This is a genomic window from Rhizobium sp. CCGE 510, assembly GCF_000292525.1.
GTDB lineage: Bacteria > Pseudomonadota > Alphaproteobacteria > Rhizobiales > Rhizobiaceae > Rhizobium.
The window spans coordinates 30116-45715 of sequence record NZ_AEYF01000018.1 but is presented as its reverse complement, the minus strand read 5'-3'; the positions used below and the strand labels follow the sequence as shown (position 1 = coordinate 45715).

Below are 15600 nucleotides of genomic sequence, written 5' to 3'. Positions count from 1 at the left end.
GGCGGCAGGCCTCAGGAACCATCCGAATGCGAATGTCCACAAGTCATTGCACCATCATCACCGCAATTGCGGCGTTTTTCTTGTCCGCGGCCATTCTGTCTGCTGTCGGGCCGGCGCGGGCGGCCGATGCGCTGCCGCCGTTCAAAGACGATCTGTTTTCGAAGCAGGCCGTGCTGGAGACAGGCGATGACGGTGCCCTCGAGATCATCGATTATGATGAGATGCGCGATATCAACGGCCGCGACCAGATCCCGCAAAAGCGAGTGCAGCAGAAATATGTGGCGCTCGGCATCCGCAAGGCCCAGGTCGACGAGACCCTGTCTCTTGATGGTGTCAAGCTCGATGTCACCAGGGTGGGACCGGCCGCGAATGCTGGCTTCACGGTGATTTTCATCCATGGCCGCGACGGCGACCGCCGGCTCGGCGCCAACGACTACAGCTTCGGCGGCAATTTCAACCGGCTGAAGAACCTCGTCGCCGGCAATGGCGGCGTTTATTATTCACCGACGGTCAGGGGTTTCGACAGCAACGGCGTTGCGGCAATCGCTGGTCTCATCCGCTATGCCAGCGCCCAATCGCCCGGCCGGCCGGTGATCCTTTCTTGCGCCTCGATGGGCAGCCAGGTCTGCTGGGGCATTGCGCGTAACAGTGACAGCGTCAAGCGGCTGAAAGGCATGCTTGTTATGAGCGGCGTCGCCGATCCCGATTTCACCAGGAGCGCCTTCTACAAGGCGAAGCTGCCGCTCTGGTTCGCCCATGGCAGCCGCGACCCCGTCTATGCCGCCAGCGACCAGCAGGCGCTGTTCGAAAGTCTGCACAAGGCAAAATATCCGACGCGCTTCACGCTGTTTGAGACCGGAAATCACGGCACGCCGATCCGGATGATCGACTGGCGCCGGGTGTTGAACTGGATTCTCGCCGGCTGAGGTGGGCTGACTGGCGCTTTTCGGCAAAAATATAGGCGGGATCGCCGAGATTCCCCTTAGGTCAAGGGCATGATGCTTTTCTTTGCCGCGCGCTTTTGATATTGCCCAAGGCATATGCAGAATTTGGAAGGCTGGCATGACACCTGACGTGCGCCCGCTCGTGGCGGGAAACTGGAAAATGAATGGCATGCGTGCCTCCCTGGATCAGATCAAGACGATCGCTGAGGGTGTTTCCTCGCCGCTCGCCGACAAGGTCGAAGCGCTGATCTGCCCGCCGACGACGCTGCTTTACGTGGCGACGGCGCTCTGCACCGACAGCCCGCTGGCGATCGGCGCCCAGGACTGCCATCAGAACCCGTCGGGCGCGCATACCGGCGATATCTCGGCCGAGATGATTGCCGATTGTTTCGGCACTTATGTCATCGTCGGCCACTCCGAGCGGCGCACCGACCATGCCGAGACGGATCATCTGGTCCGCGCCAAGGCGGAGGCTGCCTTCGCCGCCGGGCTGACGGCGATCATCTGCATCGGCGAGACAGCGGATGAACGCCGGACAGGCCAGGCGCTCGACGTTATCAAGCGTCAACTTTCCGCCTCGGTTCCGGACGGCGCCACCGCCGAGAGCACGGTCATCGCCTACGAGCCGATCTGGGCGATCGGCACCGGTGTGACGCCGACATCAGGCGATGTCGAAAAGGCGCATGCCTTCATGCGCGCCGAACTCGTGGCCCGCTTCGGCAACGAGGGCCGCAAGATGCGTCTTCTCTACGGCGGCTCGGTCAAGCCGGCCAATGCCGGAGAACTGATGGGCATCGCCAATGTCGATGGCGCGCTGATCGGCGGAGCGAGCTTGAAAGCCGCCGACTTCCTCGCCATCTACCGGGCTTATGAGGCGCTGCTCGCCTGAGGCATTGTGAATTCCCAAGTTTATTCCGAGCCGAAGGGCTTGGAATAGACGAAAGCCTCATGTAAAGAGCCGCCAGAATTCTTAACTTTGTCCGTCTCCAGGCGGGCAGGACTGGACCCATGCAGACCGTATTGATTGTCATTCATCTCATGATCGTGCTCGCCCTTGTCGGCGTCGTGCTCATTCAGCGCTCGGAAGGCGGCGGCCTCGGCATCGGCGGCGGTTCGGGCTTCATGTCGGCCCGCGGCACCGCCAATGCGCTGACGCGCACCACCGCAATCCTGGCGACGCTGTTCTTCCTGACCTCGCTCGGCCTCGGCATACTGACGCGTTACCAAGGCCGTCCGAGCGACATTCTCGACCGCATTCCGGCAACGGGCGGGCAGGGCAACGGCATTCTCGATTCGCTCGGCGGCGGTGCGCAGGCGCCGGCAGGTCAGCCGGCCGGCAATGGCGTTCCGAGCAGCGGCGCGGCTACACCCGCACCGCAGGCTCCGGCAACGACAGCTCCGGCGGCTACCGCACCTTCGACGACGGCTCCGGCCGCAAGCGCTCCGGCGACGACTGCTCCGGCAACGCCCGCGGCTCCGGCCGCACCGGCTCAACCCGCCGGCGTCCCGACGGGACAGTAAACCGGTCTTCGACATAAACCGCCGGCAGGCCCTTGGGTCTGCCGGTTTTCTTTTGTTCAGATTCCTTCGCCACGCTCCGAAAATTCCGGAAAAGAATTTTTGGGGCTGGTGGAATCGTTTTTGAAAAGGTATCCGGTGAATCCCATGGCGCGATACGTATTCATCACTGGCGGCGTGGTTTCTTCTCTCGGAAAAGGAATTGCGGCCGCGGCTCTCGGAGCGTTGCTGCAGGCCCGTGGATATCGGGTCCGGCTTCGCAAGCTCGACCCCTATCTGAACGTGGACCCGGGCACCATGAGCCCGACCCAGCACGGCGAGGTCTTCGTCACCGACGACGGCGCGGAAACCGATCTCGATCTCGGCCACTATGAACGCTTCACGGGGCGTTCGGCGACCAAGACCGACAACATCACCACCGGCCGCATCTACAAGAACATCATCGACAAGGAACGGCGCGGCGACTATCTCGGCGCGACGGTGCAGGTCATCCCGCACGTCACCAACGAGATCAAGGATTTCGTCATCGAGGGCAATGACGACTACGACTTCGTCATCTGCGAGATCGGCGGCACGGTCGGCGATATCGAGGCGATGCCGTTCATGGAGGCGATCCGCCAGCTCGGCAACGACCTGCCGCGCGGCACCGCCGTCTACGTCCACCTGACGCTGATGCCCTACATTCCGGCGGCCGGCGAACTCAAGACCAAGCCGACCCAGCATTCGGTCAAGGAACTACAGGCGCTCGGCATTCATCCGGATATCCTGCTGGTGCGCGCCGACCGCGAAATTCCGGAAGCCGAGCGCCGCAAGCTGTCGCTGTTCTGCAACGTGCGCCCGTCCGCCGTCATTCAGGCGCTCGACGTCGCCAACATCTACGATGTGCCGATCGCCTACCACAAGGAAGGCCTGGACGACGAAGTGCTGGCTGCCTTCGGCATTGAGCCGGCGCCGAAGCCGCGTCTCGACCCCTGGGAAGAGGTCTGCAACCGCATCCGCACGCCGGAGGGCGAGGTGACGATCGCGATCGTCGGCAAATATACCGGCCTCAAGGATGCCTATAAATCGCTGATCGAGGCGCTGCATCACGGCGGCATCGCCAATCGCGTCAAGGTCAAGCTCGAATGGATCGAATCCGAGGTCTTCGAAAAGGAAGATCCGGCGCCCTATCTCGAAAAGGTGCATGGCATCCTCGTGCCGGGCGGCTTCGGCGAGCGCGGTTCGGAAGGCAAGATCCACGCCGCCCGCTTCGCCCGCGAGCGCAAGGTGCCGTATTTCGGCATCTGCTTCGGCATGCAGATGGCCGTCATCGAGGCGGCGCGCAATCTCGCCGACGTGTCCGGCGCGTCCTCGACCGAATTCGGTCCGTCCAAGGAGCCTGTGGTCGGCCTGATGACCGAATGGGTCAAGGGCAACGAGTTGCAGAAGCGCACGGCGGCCGGCGATCTCGGCGGCACGATGCGCCTTGGCGCCTACAAGGCGGCGCTTAAGAAGGGCACGAAGATCGCGGATATCTACGGTTCGACCGATATTTCCGAGCGTCATCGCCACCGCTACGAGGTTAATGTCGACTACAAGGACCGGCTCGAGAGCTGCGGCCTCGTGTTCTCCGGCATGTCGCCGGATGGTGTGCTGCCGGAGACGATCGAATATGCCGATCATCCCTGGTTCATCGGTGTGCAGTATCACCCGGAACTGAAGAGCCGGCCGCTCGACCCGCATCCGCTGTTTGCCAGCTTCATCGAAGCGGCGACGGAACAGAGCCGTCTCGTCTAACGAATGCAGGCACCAGATCGCGCGATTTCAAGCGCGATCTGGATCGAATTTGTTTTCAAGCAGCGGCCGGCAGCGGGCCAATATAAACTGAGCGTGGGCGAATCAGCCGGCCGTCGAGCGCCTGTTCGCGGGCATGCGCCAGCCATCCGACCGTGCGGCCGATCGCGAAGACGCCGGTGAAAGCCTGCCGCGGGAAGCCGAGCGTTTCCAGCAGCAGCGCGGTATAAAATTCGACATTGACGTCGAGCGGCCGGTTCGGCTTACGCAGCTTCAGGATTGCCAAAGCAGCAGCTTCCACGGCCTCCGCCAACGCGCCGCGGGCGCTGTCGACCTGTCCGATTGATATCAGCGGCTTCAGGGCGCCCTTCAGCGCATCGGCGCGCGGATCGCGGACGCGGTAGATGCGGTGGCCGAAGCCCATCAGCCGTTCGCCGCGATCAAGTGCTTCGCTGAGCCATGGCCCGGCATTCTCGGCCGTTCCGATCGCGTCCAGCATGTCGAGCACCGGACCGGGCGCGCCGCCATGCAGCGGTCCCTTCAGCGCGCTCAGTGCTGCCAGCACCGAAGAGGTGAGCCCGGCTTGAGTCGAGGCGATGACCCGCGAGGCGAAGGTCGAGGCATTGAGGCCATGGTCCGATATCGTCAGGAGGTAGGTGTCGAGTGCCGCCGTCTGCTCCCTGGTGGGCAGTTTATCGGTCAGCATGCGCAGGATATCGGCGGCCTGCGGCAGGGAGGCGTCGGGCGCGATCGGTTTTTCGCCGCGCTGCAGGCGCAGGACCGCCGGCAGGAAGACTGCGGGCGCGGCCAGAAGGCTGAGCGCGGTATCGAAATCCTCGCCGTCAGGCAGCCGCGCGAGCAGCGCTCGCATCGCATCGACCGGGGGCAGGGCGAGCAGGGCGGCATCAGTCGCCTTGATATGATCGAACACTTCAGTTCGCGCTTTCGCCAGCAAGCCGCGCAATTCGGTTTCGTCAAAGCTTCGTTCCATCAATCCGTTGAGCAATAATGCGGCGACGCCTTCATAGGTCCCGTCTGCGACCAGATGATCCAGCGATACGCCGCGGATGATCAGTCGTCCCGCTTCGCCATCGACATCCGAAAGCTGCGTTTCGGCGGCAATGACATCTTCCAAGCCGTTTTTCATATCGTTTTCTCCTTTACGGCTTGAATGATCCGACCTACTCTCATTGACGTCAATCTTGACGTAAATGATCAATATGAGGCTCCGATGTGGCTGACCGCCGAGGAGGCGTTGCGGGCGCTGAAGACCAAGCCGCAGACGCTCTACGCCAATGTCAGCCGCGGTCGCATCCGTGCCAAGGCCGATCCCGCCGACCCACGCCGCAGCCTCTACCAAGCGACCGACGTGCAGCGGCTTGCCGCGCGCCATGCCGGCCGCCGCAAGACCGAAACCGTTGCCGCCGAGGCAATCCGATGGGGCGATCCGGTTCTCTCTTCGGCAATCTCCACCATCATTGATGGACGGCTTTTCTATCGCGGACGAGATGCGGCCGATTTAGCCGAGGCAGCGACGCTGGAGCAGACGGCGGCACTGCTTTGGAACGGTGCGGAAGCGGTGTTCTCCGGCGCCGGCTATGACGCTCCGTCGCTTCAGGCTGCGTTCCTGGCACTGGCAGGGCGGGTAACATCGGATCTGCCGTCGCTCGGCCGATCGCCGGCAGCGCTTCGCCGCGAGGCGCAAGCAGTCCTCTCGACCTTCGCCGGTGCGCTGGCGCCGGGGCGATCGGATCGGCCGCTGCATCTGCGGCTTGCGGAAAGCTGGCAGCGGCCGGATGCTGCCGATTGCCTGCGCCGGGCGCTGGTGCTGCTTGCCGATCACGAACTCAACGCCTCGACCTTCGCGGCGCGGGTCACGGTATCGGCGGGCGCGGCTCTTTCGGCCGCCGTACTTTCCGGTCTGGCGACGCTGACAGGGCCGTTGCATGGCGCCGCCTGGCAGGGCGTCGACGCCTTGATCGAGGCCGCGGCCGCCCTTGGGGCCGAGCCGGCGATCCGCCGCACGCTTGCCCAGGGCCATCGCCTGTCGGCCTTCGGCCATCCGCTTTATCCCGATGGCGATATCAGGGCGCTGGCGCTGCTTTCGCATTTTCCGCTGTCACAGCAGTTTGCCGAAGTGCGGGAAACCGGCGAGGAGATGGTCGGCGAGAAGGTCAATGTCGATTTCGCGCTTGCCGCTATGGCGGCCGCTTTCGATCTTCCAAAGGAGGCGCCGATCATCATTTTTTCGCTCGCGCGCTCCGCCGGTTGGCTTGCGCACGCCATGGAGCAGATCGACAGCGGCGAATTGATCCGGCCGCGGGCGCGTTATGCCGGACCAGCGCCCGAAACCGGCACCAGCCGCTAAGAATCGGCTTGCGATTGTGGCGGTGTGTTTTTTTGCCTAGGGAAATATCCGAATTCGGCTATCATGCCTGCCATGGAAGAAGACGGTTGGCGGGCGCTTTCGCAAAAGCTGTCCGCACGGTCATGGGGGCTTTCCATGAATAAGACACTTCGCAGCATGTTTGCCGCCGCACTCGCTGTCGGCCTCATTCCACATGAGGCAGCTTTTGCGCAGTCTGCCGGCTGCACGATCGCGCGCGACGCCAGCGCCCGCCAGGTTTTTACGTGTCCCGGCGGGGTGAAGATCACGGCGGAGGCCGGCGCTTCCTTCCGGCTTGCCGACCGCAACCGTGACGGCAGCCCCGATTCGGCGTCGCTGAGGCGCAAGGCCATCCTTGTCGATGTCGACAGCAGCCAGCATACGGGCGGTTTTCAAGTGGTGACACCGCAGGCGATCGCTGCCGTGCGCGGCACCCAATGGGCCGTCGACGTCGCAAGCGGCAAGACCTCGGTGCTGGTGGTCAGAGGCAGTGTCGCGGTCCGCCGGCCGGCCGGCGAGCAAGTGGTGCTGTCGCCGGGCGAGGGCGTCGACGTCACGGGCGGAACGGAACCGCTCGTCGTGCGTCGCTGGCCAGCGCCGCGCGCCGCCGCCCTTCTTGCCCGCCTCGGCCAATAAATCCTATGAACCATCGCCTGCAGACTGTGGTCGCGCTGGTGCTCGCCGGTCTTTGGGGGGCGGCGCTCGGCTATGCCAATCTCAATGGCGGAAGCGGCCTTCTGGACCGGGTGGAAGCCACGCTTGCCGATATCCGCAGCGTCATCGTCGGCGCGAAGACACCGCCGCCCGTCGTCTCGATCGTCGCCATCGACGACCGCACTGCCGCCACCCACGGTTATCCGCTCGACCGGGCGACGCTTGCGCGCCTTGTCGGCGCGATCACCGCCTTGAAACCGAAGGCCCTGGCGCTCGACATTCTGCTGGTCGATCCCGGGCCGGAGGAGGGCGATGCGGCGCTGGCTAGTGCCCTTGCCCAAGGGCCGAGCGTGATTGCGGCCGCGGCCACTTTTCCCAGGAGCAGCCAGCAGGTCACCAATGCGACCAACGATCCGCTTGCCGCCATCCCCGAGGCAGGTCAGCTTCTGTTGCCGCTTCCCCGCTTTGCCGAGGCAGCCGCCGTCGGCATCGTCAATGTCGCAACCGATCAGACCGGCACGCCGCGCTACATTCCGCTGATCTCACGCGCCGCGGATCGGCTGGATCCGGCCTTCCCACTGCGTGCCGCATCGGTGGCCCTCGGCGTCGATCCCAGCATCGAACCCGATGCCATTATGCTCGGAAAACTGCGTGTTCCCACCGATATCGGCCAGCGGCTGCCGGTGACTTTCTATGGCGGGCGCGGCAGCATCGCCACCTTCAGCGCTGCCGATGCGCTGGACGGCAAGCTGTCGGCGGATGCGGTTGCCGGCCGCATCGTCGTCATCGGCTCGACGGTCACCGGCGGCGGCGACGTCTTCCCGACGCCGTTCGATCCAGTCATGCCCGGCGTCGAGGTGATGTCGACGGCGATCACCCATCTCGTTACCGGTGACGGCATGGTGCGCGACCACAGGATACGCCTGATCGATGCCGGCATCGCCATCGGGCTGCCGCTTCTGCTGGTTTCGCTGGTCGCCTGGCGGCGAAGTGCCGCAGGCTATCTCATCATCGTTCTGGCGCTGATCGTCTGGGCGATGCTCAATCTGTCGGCCTTTGCGCACGGCTACTGGTTGAGCGCGGCGCTGCCGATCGCCGCAGCGCTGCCGCCGGCGCTGATCTTCGGAGCGGCCGAACTGTGGCTCGACCGCGGTCGAGCCCGCCATTTTGCCGAGCAGAGCGCGTTGCTGCAGCGCATCGAGGCACCCGGCCTCGGCGAGTGGCTGGCGCGCGATCCAAATTTCCTCGCCGCACCGGTGCGCCAGAACGCTGCCGTGATCTTTATCGATCTCTCGGGTTTCACCGGTCTCAGCGAAAACCTCGGGCCGGTCAAGGTCAGCGAGGTACTGAGCGGATTCTTCGAAGTGATCGACGAAGAGGCGCGGGCCCATGGTGGCGCCATCACCAGCTTCATGGGCGACGGGGCGATGATCCTGTTCGGCCTGCCGGAGCCTGCCGATGACGATGCCGCCCGGGCCGCCGCCTGCGCCGTCAGCCTGTGCGAGCGCACCCGGGCCTGGCTTCAAGCGCATGCGGGCTTTGCTGAGAAGAAGATCGGCTTCAAGGTCGGCGCTCATTGCGGCCCGATCGTCGCCTCGCGCCTTGGGACCGGCGACCGGCAGCAGATCACCGCGGCAGGCGACACCATCAATGTCGGCAGTCGCTTGATGGAGGTCGCCGCCCGCCACGGCGTCGAGCTGGCGCTTAGCGCCGAAATCGTCCGCGCCGCCGGCCCCGACAGCGTGCTGCTGCAGGCCGGTCGGATGGAGGGTCCGTTGGAAACGGCGCTGCGCGGCCGGGCAAGCCATATCGACACCTGGCTGTGGCGCAGCCGCACACTTTGACAATCGCCGCGGGAGCGGCTAGGAACGGCGCAAATACCCCGCCGGCTGGATCCGGCCATGGCGCAGTAACGCGCCTGACAGCTCCGAAAGATCGAACTCATGACAGAATTCAACGGCGTCGTTCCGGCGATCGCCAAGGCGTTGCAGAAGCGCGGTTACGCCGAACTCACCCCGGTGCAGAAGGCGATGCTCGATCCGGCGCTTGCCGTTTCCGACGCGCTGGTCTCGGCCCAGACCGGTTCTGGCAAGACCGTCGCCTTCGGGCTGGCGCTGGCGCCGACCCTGCTTGAGGGCAGTGAGCGCTTCGGCAATGCCGGCGCGCCGCTCGCCCTCGTCATCGCCCCGACGCGTGAGCTTGCCCTGCAGGTGAAGCGCGAGCTCGAATGGCTGTTTGAGATGACCGGCGCGGTGATCGTCAGTTGCGTCGGCGGCATGGATATCCGCAGTGAGCGCCGGTCGCTCGAACGCGGCGCCCATATCGTCGTCGGCACGCCGGGCCGGCTCTGCGACCATATTCGCCGCAGGGCGCTCGATATGTCGGAACTGAAGGCCGCCGTCCTCGACGAGGCCGACGAGATGCTCGATCTCGGCTTCCGCGAGGACCTGGAATTCATTCTCGATGCGGCGCCGGATGAACGCCGGACGCTGATGTTTTCGGCAACGGTGCCGGCGGCGATCGCCAAGCTTGCCAAGAGCTACCAGCGCAATGCCGTACGCATCAGCACCGCAGCCGAGGAAAAGCAGCATATCGACATCGAATATCGGGCGCTGATGGTGGCCCCGAGCGACCGCGAGAATGCGATCATCAACGTGCTGCGTTATTACGAGGCGACCAACGCCATCGTCTTCTGCTCGACGCGCGCCGCCGTCAATCATCTGACCGCGCGCTTCAACAACCGCAATTTCGCTGTGGTGGCGCTGTCCGGTGAGCTGACGCAGAACGAACGCACCCATGCGCTGCAGGCGATGCGCGACGGGCGCGCCCGCGTCTGCATCGCGACCGACGTCGCCGCGCGCGGCATCGATCTGCCCGGCCTCGACCTTGTCATCCATGCCGATCTGCCGACCAATCCGGATACGCTACTGCACCGCAGCGGCCGCACCGGCCGGGCCGGACGCAAGGGCATCAGCGCGATGATCGTGCCGCTGAATGCACGACGCAAGGCGGAGCGCCTGCTCGAGAATGCCGGTATTTCGGCCGCCTGGGCGCGCCCGCCGTCGGCCGAGGAGGTCAGCGAGCGCGACGACCAGCGGCTGCTCGCCGATCCGATCTTCAGCGAGGCGCCGCAGGAAGATGAACAGGGGCTGGTACAGCAGCTGCTCGCCAGCCACGGCGCTGAAAAGCTCGCTGCCGCCTTCCTGCGCCTCTACCGCACCAATCATTCGGCGCCGGAAGACCTCCTCGAGGTTACCGTGCAGGACGGGGGCAGCCGCAAGCGCCGCGACAATGCCGAGCCGTTCGAGCCGGCACAGAGGGGACCGCGCGAGGATTTCGGCGACAGCGTCTGGTTCTCCGTTTCGGTCGGCCGCAAGCAGAATGCCGAGCCGCGCTGGCTGATTCCGATGCTCTGCCGCAACGGCAATGTGACGAAGCGCGAGATCGGTGCGATCAAGATGCAGTCTGAGGAAACCTTTGTGGAGATCGCAGCAGCCAGTGCCGAAAGCTTCCTGGCAGCGATCGGACCGAACAAGGCGCTCGAGCGCGGCATCCGTGTGACCAAGCTTTCCGGCACGCCGGATTTCAGCCGGGCGCCGTCGCCGAAGCCCTATGCCGGCAAGTCGTCGCGTGACGAGCGGCCGGGTGACACGTTCCGCGAGGAACGCCCGAACAACAAATTCGCTAAGGCTCCGGGCGCCGGATATGCTGCCGCCGACAATAGCGGCCAGCAAAGACAGGACACCAAGCCCTGGAGCAAGAAACCGGGCAAGCCCGGCTTCGACGGTCCGAGATCCGATAAGCCGAAGTTCGACAAGCCTAAGTACGACAAGCCGAAATTCGAAGGCGGGAAATCCGAAGGCGCCAAATCTGAACGCCCGAAATACGAGGGCAAGGGCGGCGCCGGGCCGAAGAACAAGTTTTCGAAGAAAAAGCCCGGCTGATTTAGCCGCAGCCCTTCGCCGGTCCAGGCGGAGGGCTTTATCTGACGATTGGCCGACAAGCGGAATTTCTCGACGGCGGCATGCCCCATCTCGCCATGAAGAACTATTGAAACTTTAGTTTTATAGCGGCCGGGAGCAGGACGACGATGAAACGCTCCGGCATGCCGCATCCCGATCCGGCCGCCTTCATCCAGGCCAATCTGCCGATCTCACCCGTTCCGGCCGTTCCTGAAATCCTGCTCCATACGGCAGGCCCTGCAAGCGGGCTCTGGCGGCTTGCCGGCCGAGGAGAAACCGATCCTCCGCCCTACTGGGCCTATCCTTGGGCTGGCGGTGCCGTTCTTGCCCGCCATCTTCTTGACCGGCCTGAAACAGTCGCCGGCCGCCGCGTCCTTGATCTCGGCGCCGGCTCCGGGCTCGTCGCCATCGCGGCGGTGAAGGCCGGAGCTGCTACGGTCACGGCGGTTGATGTCGATGCCAATGCCATTGCCGCAATCGGTCTCAACGCGGCACTCAACGGCGTGAAGATCGTAGCCGTCGCCGCCGATATCATCGAAGCGCCACCGCCGAACACAGATCTCATCGTGGTCGGCGACCTCTTCTACGATCCCGCGCTTGCCGTGCGGGTGATGAGTTTCCTGCAGCGCTGCCAGGCGGGCGGTATTGAGGTGCTGATCGGCGATCCCGAGCGCGCTCACCTACCGCAAAGACAACTTAAGCGAATCGCGACCCATCCTGTTGCAGATTTCGGCGGAGGTACCGGGGGCAAGGCGGTACAGGCGGGGATCTTTTCGCTTGCCGGAGCCGGCTGAAGGGCTTCGACTATGCCAGAAGATCCGGCCGCAACAGCATGACCGGGCAGGGCGCTCCGGCCGGTAGCTCCGGCGCATGCGGTGGGCGGATGATGAGGCAATCGGCTTGGGCAAACACCTTCATCATCGACGAATCCTGTTTGCCGGAGGGTTCGGCGAGCCAGTTCCCGGCAGCCGATTTCGCAAGTTTCGCCCGGATATAGTCCTGGCGGTGGTCATTGGCGCGCAACGGGACGGCTGCCTCCATCATTGCCTCGCGCCGCACCGGCGGCAGGGAGGCGAGCTTGCGGATCAGCGGCTCCAGGAAGAGCAGCGAGCAGACGAGGCTCGAGACCGGATTGCCGGGCAAGCCGAGCACATGGGTCTCGCCGAAGCTGCCGACCATCAGCGGTTTGCCGGGACGCATGGCGATGCGCCAGAAATCGAGCTGCATGCCGGACTCGATCAGCGTCGCCTGCACCAGATCGTGGTCGCCGACCGAAGCGCCGCCGAGCGTGACGATGACATCGGCCTTGGCGTCCCGCGCCGTGTCGATCGCCGCCGTGATTTTAGCCTTATCGTCCGGCACGATGCCGAGATCGAGCACCTCGGCGCCGGCCTTGCGGGCAAGGGCTGCAATACCAAACGTATTGGAGGCGATGATCTGCGAAGGGCCGGGCGTGCTGCCGGGCGGCAGCAGTTCGTCGCCGGTTGCGAGGATGGCGACCAGCGGGCGTTTGAGGACCTCGACATCGGGCCGGTTCATGCCGGCAGCGACCGTCAACCGGGAAAAATCAAGCACCGTACCGGCCGACAGCACGGCTTCGCCTTCGGCAAAATCCTGGCCGCGGGGACGCACATGCTGGCCCTGTCGCACAGGAAAATTGGTTCGGATGCCGCCTTCGATTTTCTCCGCATCCTCCTGCAGCAGGACGCTGTCGGCGCCTGCTGGAACGGGCGCGCCGGTGAAGATGCGGACGGTCTCGCCTTTGCCGACCTCGCCGTCGAAGGCGTGGCCGGCGGCAGCGGTGCCGATCAGCTTCAGCACGGCTCCGGGCTCGTGGGCGTCCTCGCGGCGTAGGGCGTAGCCATCCATGGCGGACGAATCGAAGGGCGGCTGCGTCAGCCTTGCCGTCAGATCGCCGGCAAGGACGCGGCCCTCGGCCTTGGCAAGGTCAAGCGTTTCAGAGGTTTCGATGGGTTTGGCGCTGGACAGAAGACGGTTCTGCGCCTCATTGACCGGGAGGAGGTTCATCTCGCCTCCGGATGGCGGAAATTGCCCGACTTGCCGCCGGATTTTTCCAGCAGCCTGACGCCGCCGATCTCCATTGCCTTGTCGGCGGCCTTGGCCATGTCGTAGATCGTAAGACAGGCGACCGAGACGGCGGTCAACGCCTCCATCTCGACCCCGGTCTTGCCGGTCAACTTGGCGGTTGCCGTGACGCGCAGACCGGGCAGGGCGGCGTCTTCCTCGATCTCGACCGTGACCTTGGTCAGCATCAGCGGATGGCAGAGCGGGATGAGATCGGCGGTGCGTTTTGCGGCCATGATGCCGGCAAGGCGCGCCGTGCCGATCACATCGCCCTTCTTGGCATTGCCCTGCCGAATGAGCGCAAGCGTTTCCGGCGCCATCTTCACATGGCCCTCGGCGGTGGCGATGCGCACCGTCTCGGCTTTGTCGGAGACGTCGACCATATGCGCCTCGCCGGAGGCATCGATATGCGTGAGGCCGGGCTTTTCGCCGCTCATCTCATTCGGCCGCGATGGCGGCTTCGCCAAAGAGCAGCGCGTGGGTGGCGGCCGTCACGTCGTCTTTTCGCATCAGGCTTTCGCCGACCAGGAAGGTGTTGATATCGACGGCCTGCAAGCGCTTGCAATCGGCATGGGTGAAGATGCCGCTTTCGCCGATGAGCAGCCTGTCTGCCGGAACCATTGAAGCAAGCGTCTCGCTGACCGTCAGGCTGACCTCGAAGGTCCGCAGATTGCGGTTGTTGATGCCGATAAGCGGCGAGGACAGTTTTAGCGCCCGCTCCATCTCCTCGGCGTCGTGGACCTCGACAAGCACGTCCATGCCGAGCGAGGAAGCTTCGTCCTGCAGACGCTCGGCCTCGTCATCTGTAAGCGAGGCCATGATCAACAGGATGCAATCGGCCCCCCAGGCGCGCGCCTCATGCACCTGATAGGTCTCGAACATGAAATCCTTGCGCAGGGCCGGCAGAGCGCAGGCGGCCCGCGCGGCCGTCAGGAATTCCGGCGCACCCTGAAAGCTCGGCCTATCGGTCAGCACGGAAAGGCAGGCCGCGCCACCGGCTTCATAGGCCTTTGCCAGCGCCGGCGGATCGAAGTCCGGACGGATCAGCCCCTTCGACGGGCTCGCCTTTTTGATCTCGGCGATCAGACCGAAATTGCCGGCGTCACGCTTGGCAGTCAGCGCGCGATGGAAGCCACGCGGGGCGGACTGGCCGGCCTGCATTGCCTTCAGATCGGCAAGCGACACCGCAGCCTTGGCGGCGGCGATCTCCTCGCGTTTATAATGTTCGATCTTCTTCAGGATATCGGTCATCGGGGCAATCCTAGTCGATATCGTTGGAAACGGCGATGAGTTTGTCGAGCGCGAGCGCGGTAGCGCCGGTATCGAGCGACTGCGCGGCGAGTGACATGCCGTCGCGAATCGTTTCGACCTTGCCGGCGATCACCAGCGAGGCGGCGGCATTGGCGAGCGAAATATCGCGATAGGCGTTCTTGGCGCCGCTGAGGACCTCGCGAAGCGCTGCAGCGTTGGCGACACCATCGCCGCCCTTGATGTCGGCAAGCACGCTGGGGCTGACGCCGAAATCGGCGGGCGACAACTCGAAGGTGCGGATCTTACCGTCTTCAAGTGCGGCAACCTTGGTGATGCCGGTCGTCGTGATTTCGTCGAGGCCGTCGCCATGAACGACCCAGACGCATTCGGAGCCGAGGTCACGCATGACTTCGGCAAGCGGCACCAGCCATTGCGGCGAGAAGACGCCGAGCAGCTGGCGGCGCACACCGGCCGGACTGGAGAGCGGGCCCAACAGGTTGAAGATGGTGCGGGTGCCGAGTTCGACCCGGGAGGGGCCGACATGGCGCATGGCGGAATGATGAAGCTGCGCGAACATGAAGCCGACGCCGGCCTCGGCAATGCAGCGGGAAATGATCTCGGGACCGACGTCGAGCTTGACGCCGAGTGCGGCCAGATTGTCCGCCGCGCCCGATTTCGAGCTCAGCGCCCGGTTGCCGTGTTTTGCGACGGGAACACCGGCGCCGGCCACGATCAGCGCCGCCAGCGTCGAGATATTGTAGGTGCCGCTGGCATCGCCGCCAGTGCCGACGATATCGATCGCATCGGCCGGCGCTTCGACGGTCAGCATCTTCGAGCGCATCGCGGTGACGGCGCCGACGATCTCGTCGACGGTTTCGCCGCGCACGCGCAATGCCATCAGGAAGCCGCCGATCTGCGAAGGTGTCGCCTGGCCCGACATCAGTATGTCGAAGGCGGCACGGGCCTCGTCACGCGTCAGCGGCTCGCGGCTTGCGGCCTTGGCCAGGAACGGCTTCAGATCGGTCAT

General features: G+C 64.6%; 14 protein-coding genes. 9 read left to right on the top strand and 5 right to left on the bottom strand.

What is annotated here, in order from left to right:
* The first annotated feature begins 26 nt into the window (after nucleotides 1-26).
* The 4 genes from RCCGE510_RS08710 (at nucleotide 27) to RCCGE510_RS08695 (ending at nucleotide 4238) form a co-directional block, all read left to right on the top strand.
* Nucleotides 27-926, top strand: coding sequence for an alpha/beta hydrolase (locus RCCGE510_RS08710; RefSeq protein ID WP_007629129.1), 900 nt, complete (start codon nucleotides 27-29; stop codon nucleotides 924-926).
* Nucleotides 927-1062: 136 nt separating this feature from the next.
* A complete protein-coding gene (tpiA, locus tag RCCGE510_RS08705; RefSeq protein ID WP_007629128.1) occupies nucleotides 1063-1833 on the top strand; it encodes a triose-phosphate isomerase in 771 nt (256 codons plus the stop codon).
* A 119-nt stretch (nucleotides 1834-1952) separates the two neighbouring features.
* Nucleotides 1953-2465 (top strand): preprotein translocase subunit SecG, encoded by a 513-nt coding sequence (gene secG, locus RCCGE510_RS08700; protein WP_007629127.1) that lies wholly within the window; start codon nucleotides 1953-1955, stop codon nucleotides 2463-2465.
* Between the two features lie 144 nt (nucleotides 2466-2609).
* A complete protein-coding gene (locus tag RCCGE510_RS08695; protein WP_007629126.1) occupies nucleotides 2610-4238 on the top strand; it encodes a CTP synthase in 1629 nt (542 codons plus the stop codon).
* Between the two features lie 55 nt (nucleotides 4239-4293).
* Here the strand turns inward: RCCGE510_RS08695 and RCCGE510_RS08690 are convergent, their stop codons facing one another.
* A complete protein-coding gene (locus RCCGE510_RS08690) occupies nucleotides 4294-5382 on the bottom strand; it encodes a citrate synthase/methylcitrate synthase (RefSeq protein ID WP_007629125.1) in 1089 nt (362 codons plus the stop codon).
* 84 nt (nucleotides 5383-5466) lie between these two features.
* Here RCCGE510_RS08690 and RCCGE510_RS08685 point away from each other — a divergent pair, with 84 nt between their 5' ends.
* The 5 genes from RCCGE510_RS08685 (at nucleotide 5467) to RCCGE510_RS08665 (ending at nucleotide 12031) form a co-directional block, all read left to right on the top strand.
* Complete coding sequence (locus RCCGE510_RS08685) at nucleotides 5467-6603, top strand: citrate synthase (RefSeq protein WP_007629124.1); 1137 nt, start codon at nucleotides 5467-5469, stop codon at nucleotides 6601-6603.
* Between the two features lie 135 nt (nucleotides 6604-6738).
* A complete protein-coding gene (locus tag RCCGE510_RS08680; RefSeq protein WP_037078250.1) occupies nucleotides 6739-7257 on the top strand; it encodes a FecR domain-containing protein in 519 nt (172 codons plus the stop codon).
* Between the two features lie 5 nt (nucleotides 7258-7262).
* Nucleotides 7263-9119, top strand: coding sequence for an adenylate/guanylate cyclase domain-containing protein (locus tag RCCGE510_RS08675; RefSeq protein WP_007629122.1), 1857 nt, complete (start codon nucleotides 7263-7265; stop codon nucleotides 9117-9119).
* Between the two features lie 99 nt (nucleotides 9120-9218).
* Entirely contained in the window at nucleotides 9219-11219 is a 2001-nt protein-coding gene (locus RCCGE510_RS08670) for a DEAD/DEAH box helicase (protein ID WP_007629121.1), read from the top strand.
* 146 nt (nucleotides 11220-11365) lie between these two features.
* Entirely contained in the window at nucleotides 11366-12031 is a 666-nt protein-coding gene (locus tag RCCGE510_RS08665; RefSeq protein WP_007629120.1) for a 50S ribosomal protein L11 methyltransferase, read from the top strand.
* 10 nt (nucleotides 12032-12041) lie between these two features.
* Here RCCGE510_RS08665 and glp read toward each other — a convergent pair whose 3' ends face one another.
* The 4 genes from glp to trpD are packed head-to-tail and all read right to left on the bottom strand — an operon-like array spanning nucleotide 12042 to nucleotide 15600.
* Complete coding sequence (gene glp, locus RCCGE510_RS08660) at nucleotides 12042-13265, bottom strand: gephyrin-like molybdotransferase Glp (RefSeq protein WP_007629119.1); 1224 nt, start codon at nucleotides 13263-13265, stop codon at nucleotides 12042-12044.
* Nucleotides 13262-13759, bottom strand: coding sequence for a cyclic pyranopterin monophosphate synthase MoaC (moaC, locus tag RCCGE510_RS08655; protein ID WP_007629118.1), 498 nt, complete (start codon nucleotides 13757-13759; stop codon nucleotides 13262-13264). Before moaC ends, glp begins: the two co-directional genes overlap by 4 nt.
* A gap of 1 nt (nucleotide 13760) precedes the next feature.
* Nucleotides 13761-14573 carry an indole-3-glycerol phosphate synthase TrpC gene (trpC, locus tag RCCGE510_RS08650; protein ID WP_007629116.1) on the bottom strand — a complete coding sequence of 271 codons (813 nt, stop codon included), beginning with the start codon at nucleotides 14571-14573 and terminating at the stop codon, nucleotides 13761-13763.
* 10 nt (nucleotides 14574-14583) lie between these two features.
* On the bottom strand, nucleotides 14584-15600 hold the full coding sequence (gene trpD, locus RCCGE510_RS08645; protein ID WP_007629114.1) for an anthranilate phosphoribosyltransferase: 1017 nt from the start codon (nucleotides 15598-15600) through the stop codon (nucleotides 14584-14586).

What these genes read in the sequence shown, in the direction of transcription:
- RCCGE510_RS08680 (WP_037078250.1), top strand. Translation starts at nt 6,739, where the DNA reads ATGAATAAGACACTTCGCAGCATGTTTGCCGCCGCACTCGCTGTCGGC.
- trpD (WP_007629114.1), bottom strand. Translation starts at nt 15,600, where the DNA reads ATGACCGATCTGAAGCCGTTCCTGGCCAAGGCCGCAAGCCGCGAGCCG.
- trpC (WP_007629116.1), bottom strand. Translation starts at nt 14,573, where the DNA reads ATGACCGATATCCTGAAGAAGATCGAACATTATAAACGCGAGGAGATC.
- RCCGE510_RS08710 (WP_007629129.1), top strand. Translation starts at nt 27, where the DNA reads ATGCGAATGTCCACAAGTCATTGCACCATCATCACCGCAATTGCGGCG.
- RCCGE510_RS08685 (WP_007629124.1), top strand. Translation starts at nt 5,467, where the DNA reads ATGTGGCTGACCGCCGAGGAGGCGTTGCGGGCGCTGAAGACCAAGCCG.
- secG (WP_007629127.1), top strand. Translation starts at nt 1,953, where the DNA reads ATGCAGACCGTATTGATTGTCATTCATCTCATGATCGTGCTCGCCCTT.
- moaC (WP_007629118.1), bottom strand. Translation starts at nt 13,759, where the DNA reads ATGAGCGGCGAAAAGCCCGGCCTCACGCATATCGATGCCTCCGGCGAG.
- RCCGE510_RS08690 (WP_007629125.1), bottom strand. Translation starts at nt 5,382, where the DNA reads ATGAAAAACGGCTTGGAAGATGTCATTGCCGCCGAAACGCAGCTTTCG.
- RCCGE510_RS08695 (WP_007629126.1), top strand. Translation starts at nt 2,610, where the DNA reads ATGGCGCGATACGTATTCATCACTGGCGGCGTGGTTTCTTCTCTCGGA.
- tpiA (WP_007629128.1), top strand. Translation starts at nt 1,063, where the DNA reads ATGACACCTGACGTGCGCCCGCTCGTGGCGGGAAACTGGAAAATGAAT.
- RCCGE510_RS08665 (WP_007629120.1), top strand. Translation starts at nt 11,366, where the DNA reads ATGAAACGCTCCGGCATGCCGCATCCCGATCCGGCCGCCTTCATCCAG.
- RCCGE510_RS08675 (WP_007629122.1), top strand. Translation starts at nt 7,263, where the DNA reads ATGAACCATCGCCTGCAGACTGTGGTCGCGCTGGTGCTCGCCGGTCTT.
- glp (WP_007629119.1), bottom strand. Translation starts at nt 13,265, where the DNA reads ATGAACCTCCTCCCGGTCAATGAGGCGCAGAACCGTCTTCTGTCCAGC.
- RCCGE510_RS08670 (WP_007629121.1), top strand. Translation starts at nt 9,219, where the DNA reads ATGACAGAATTCAACGGCGTCGTTCCGGCGATCGCCAAGGCGTTGCAG.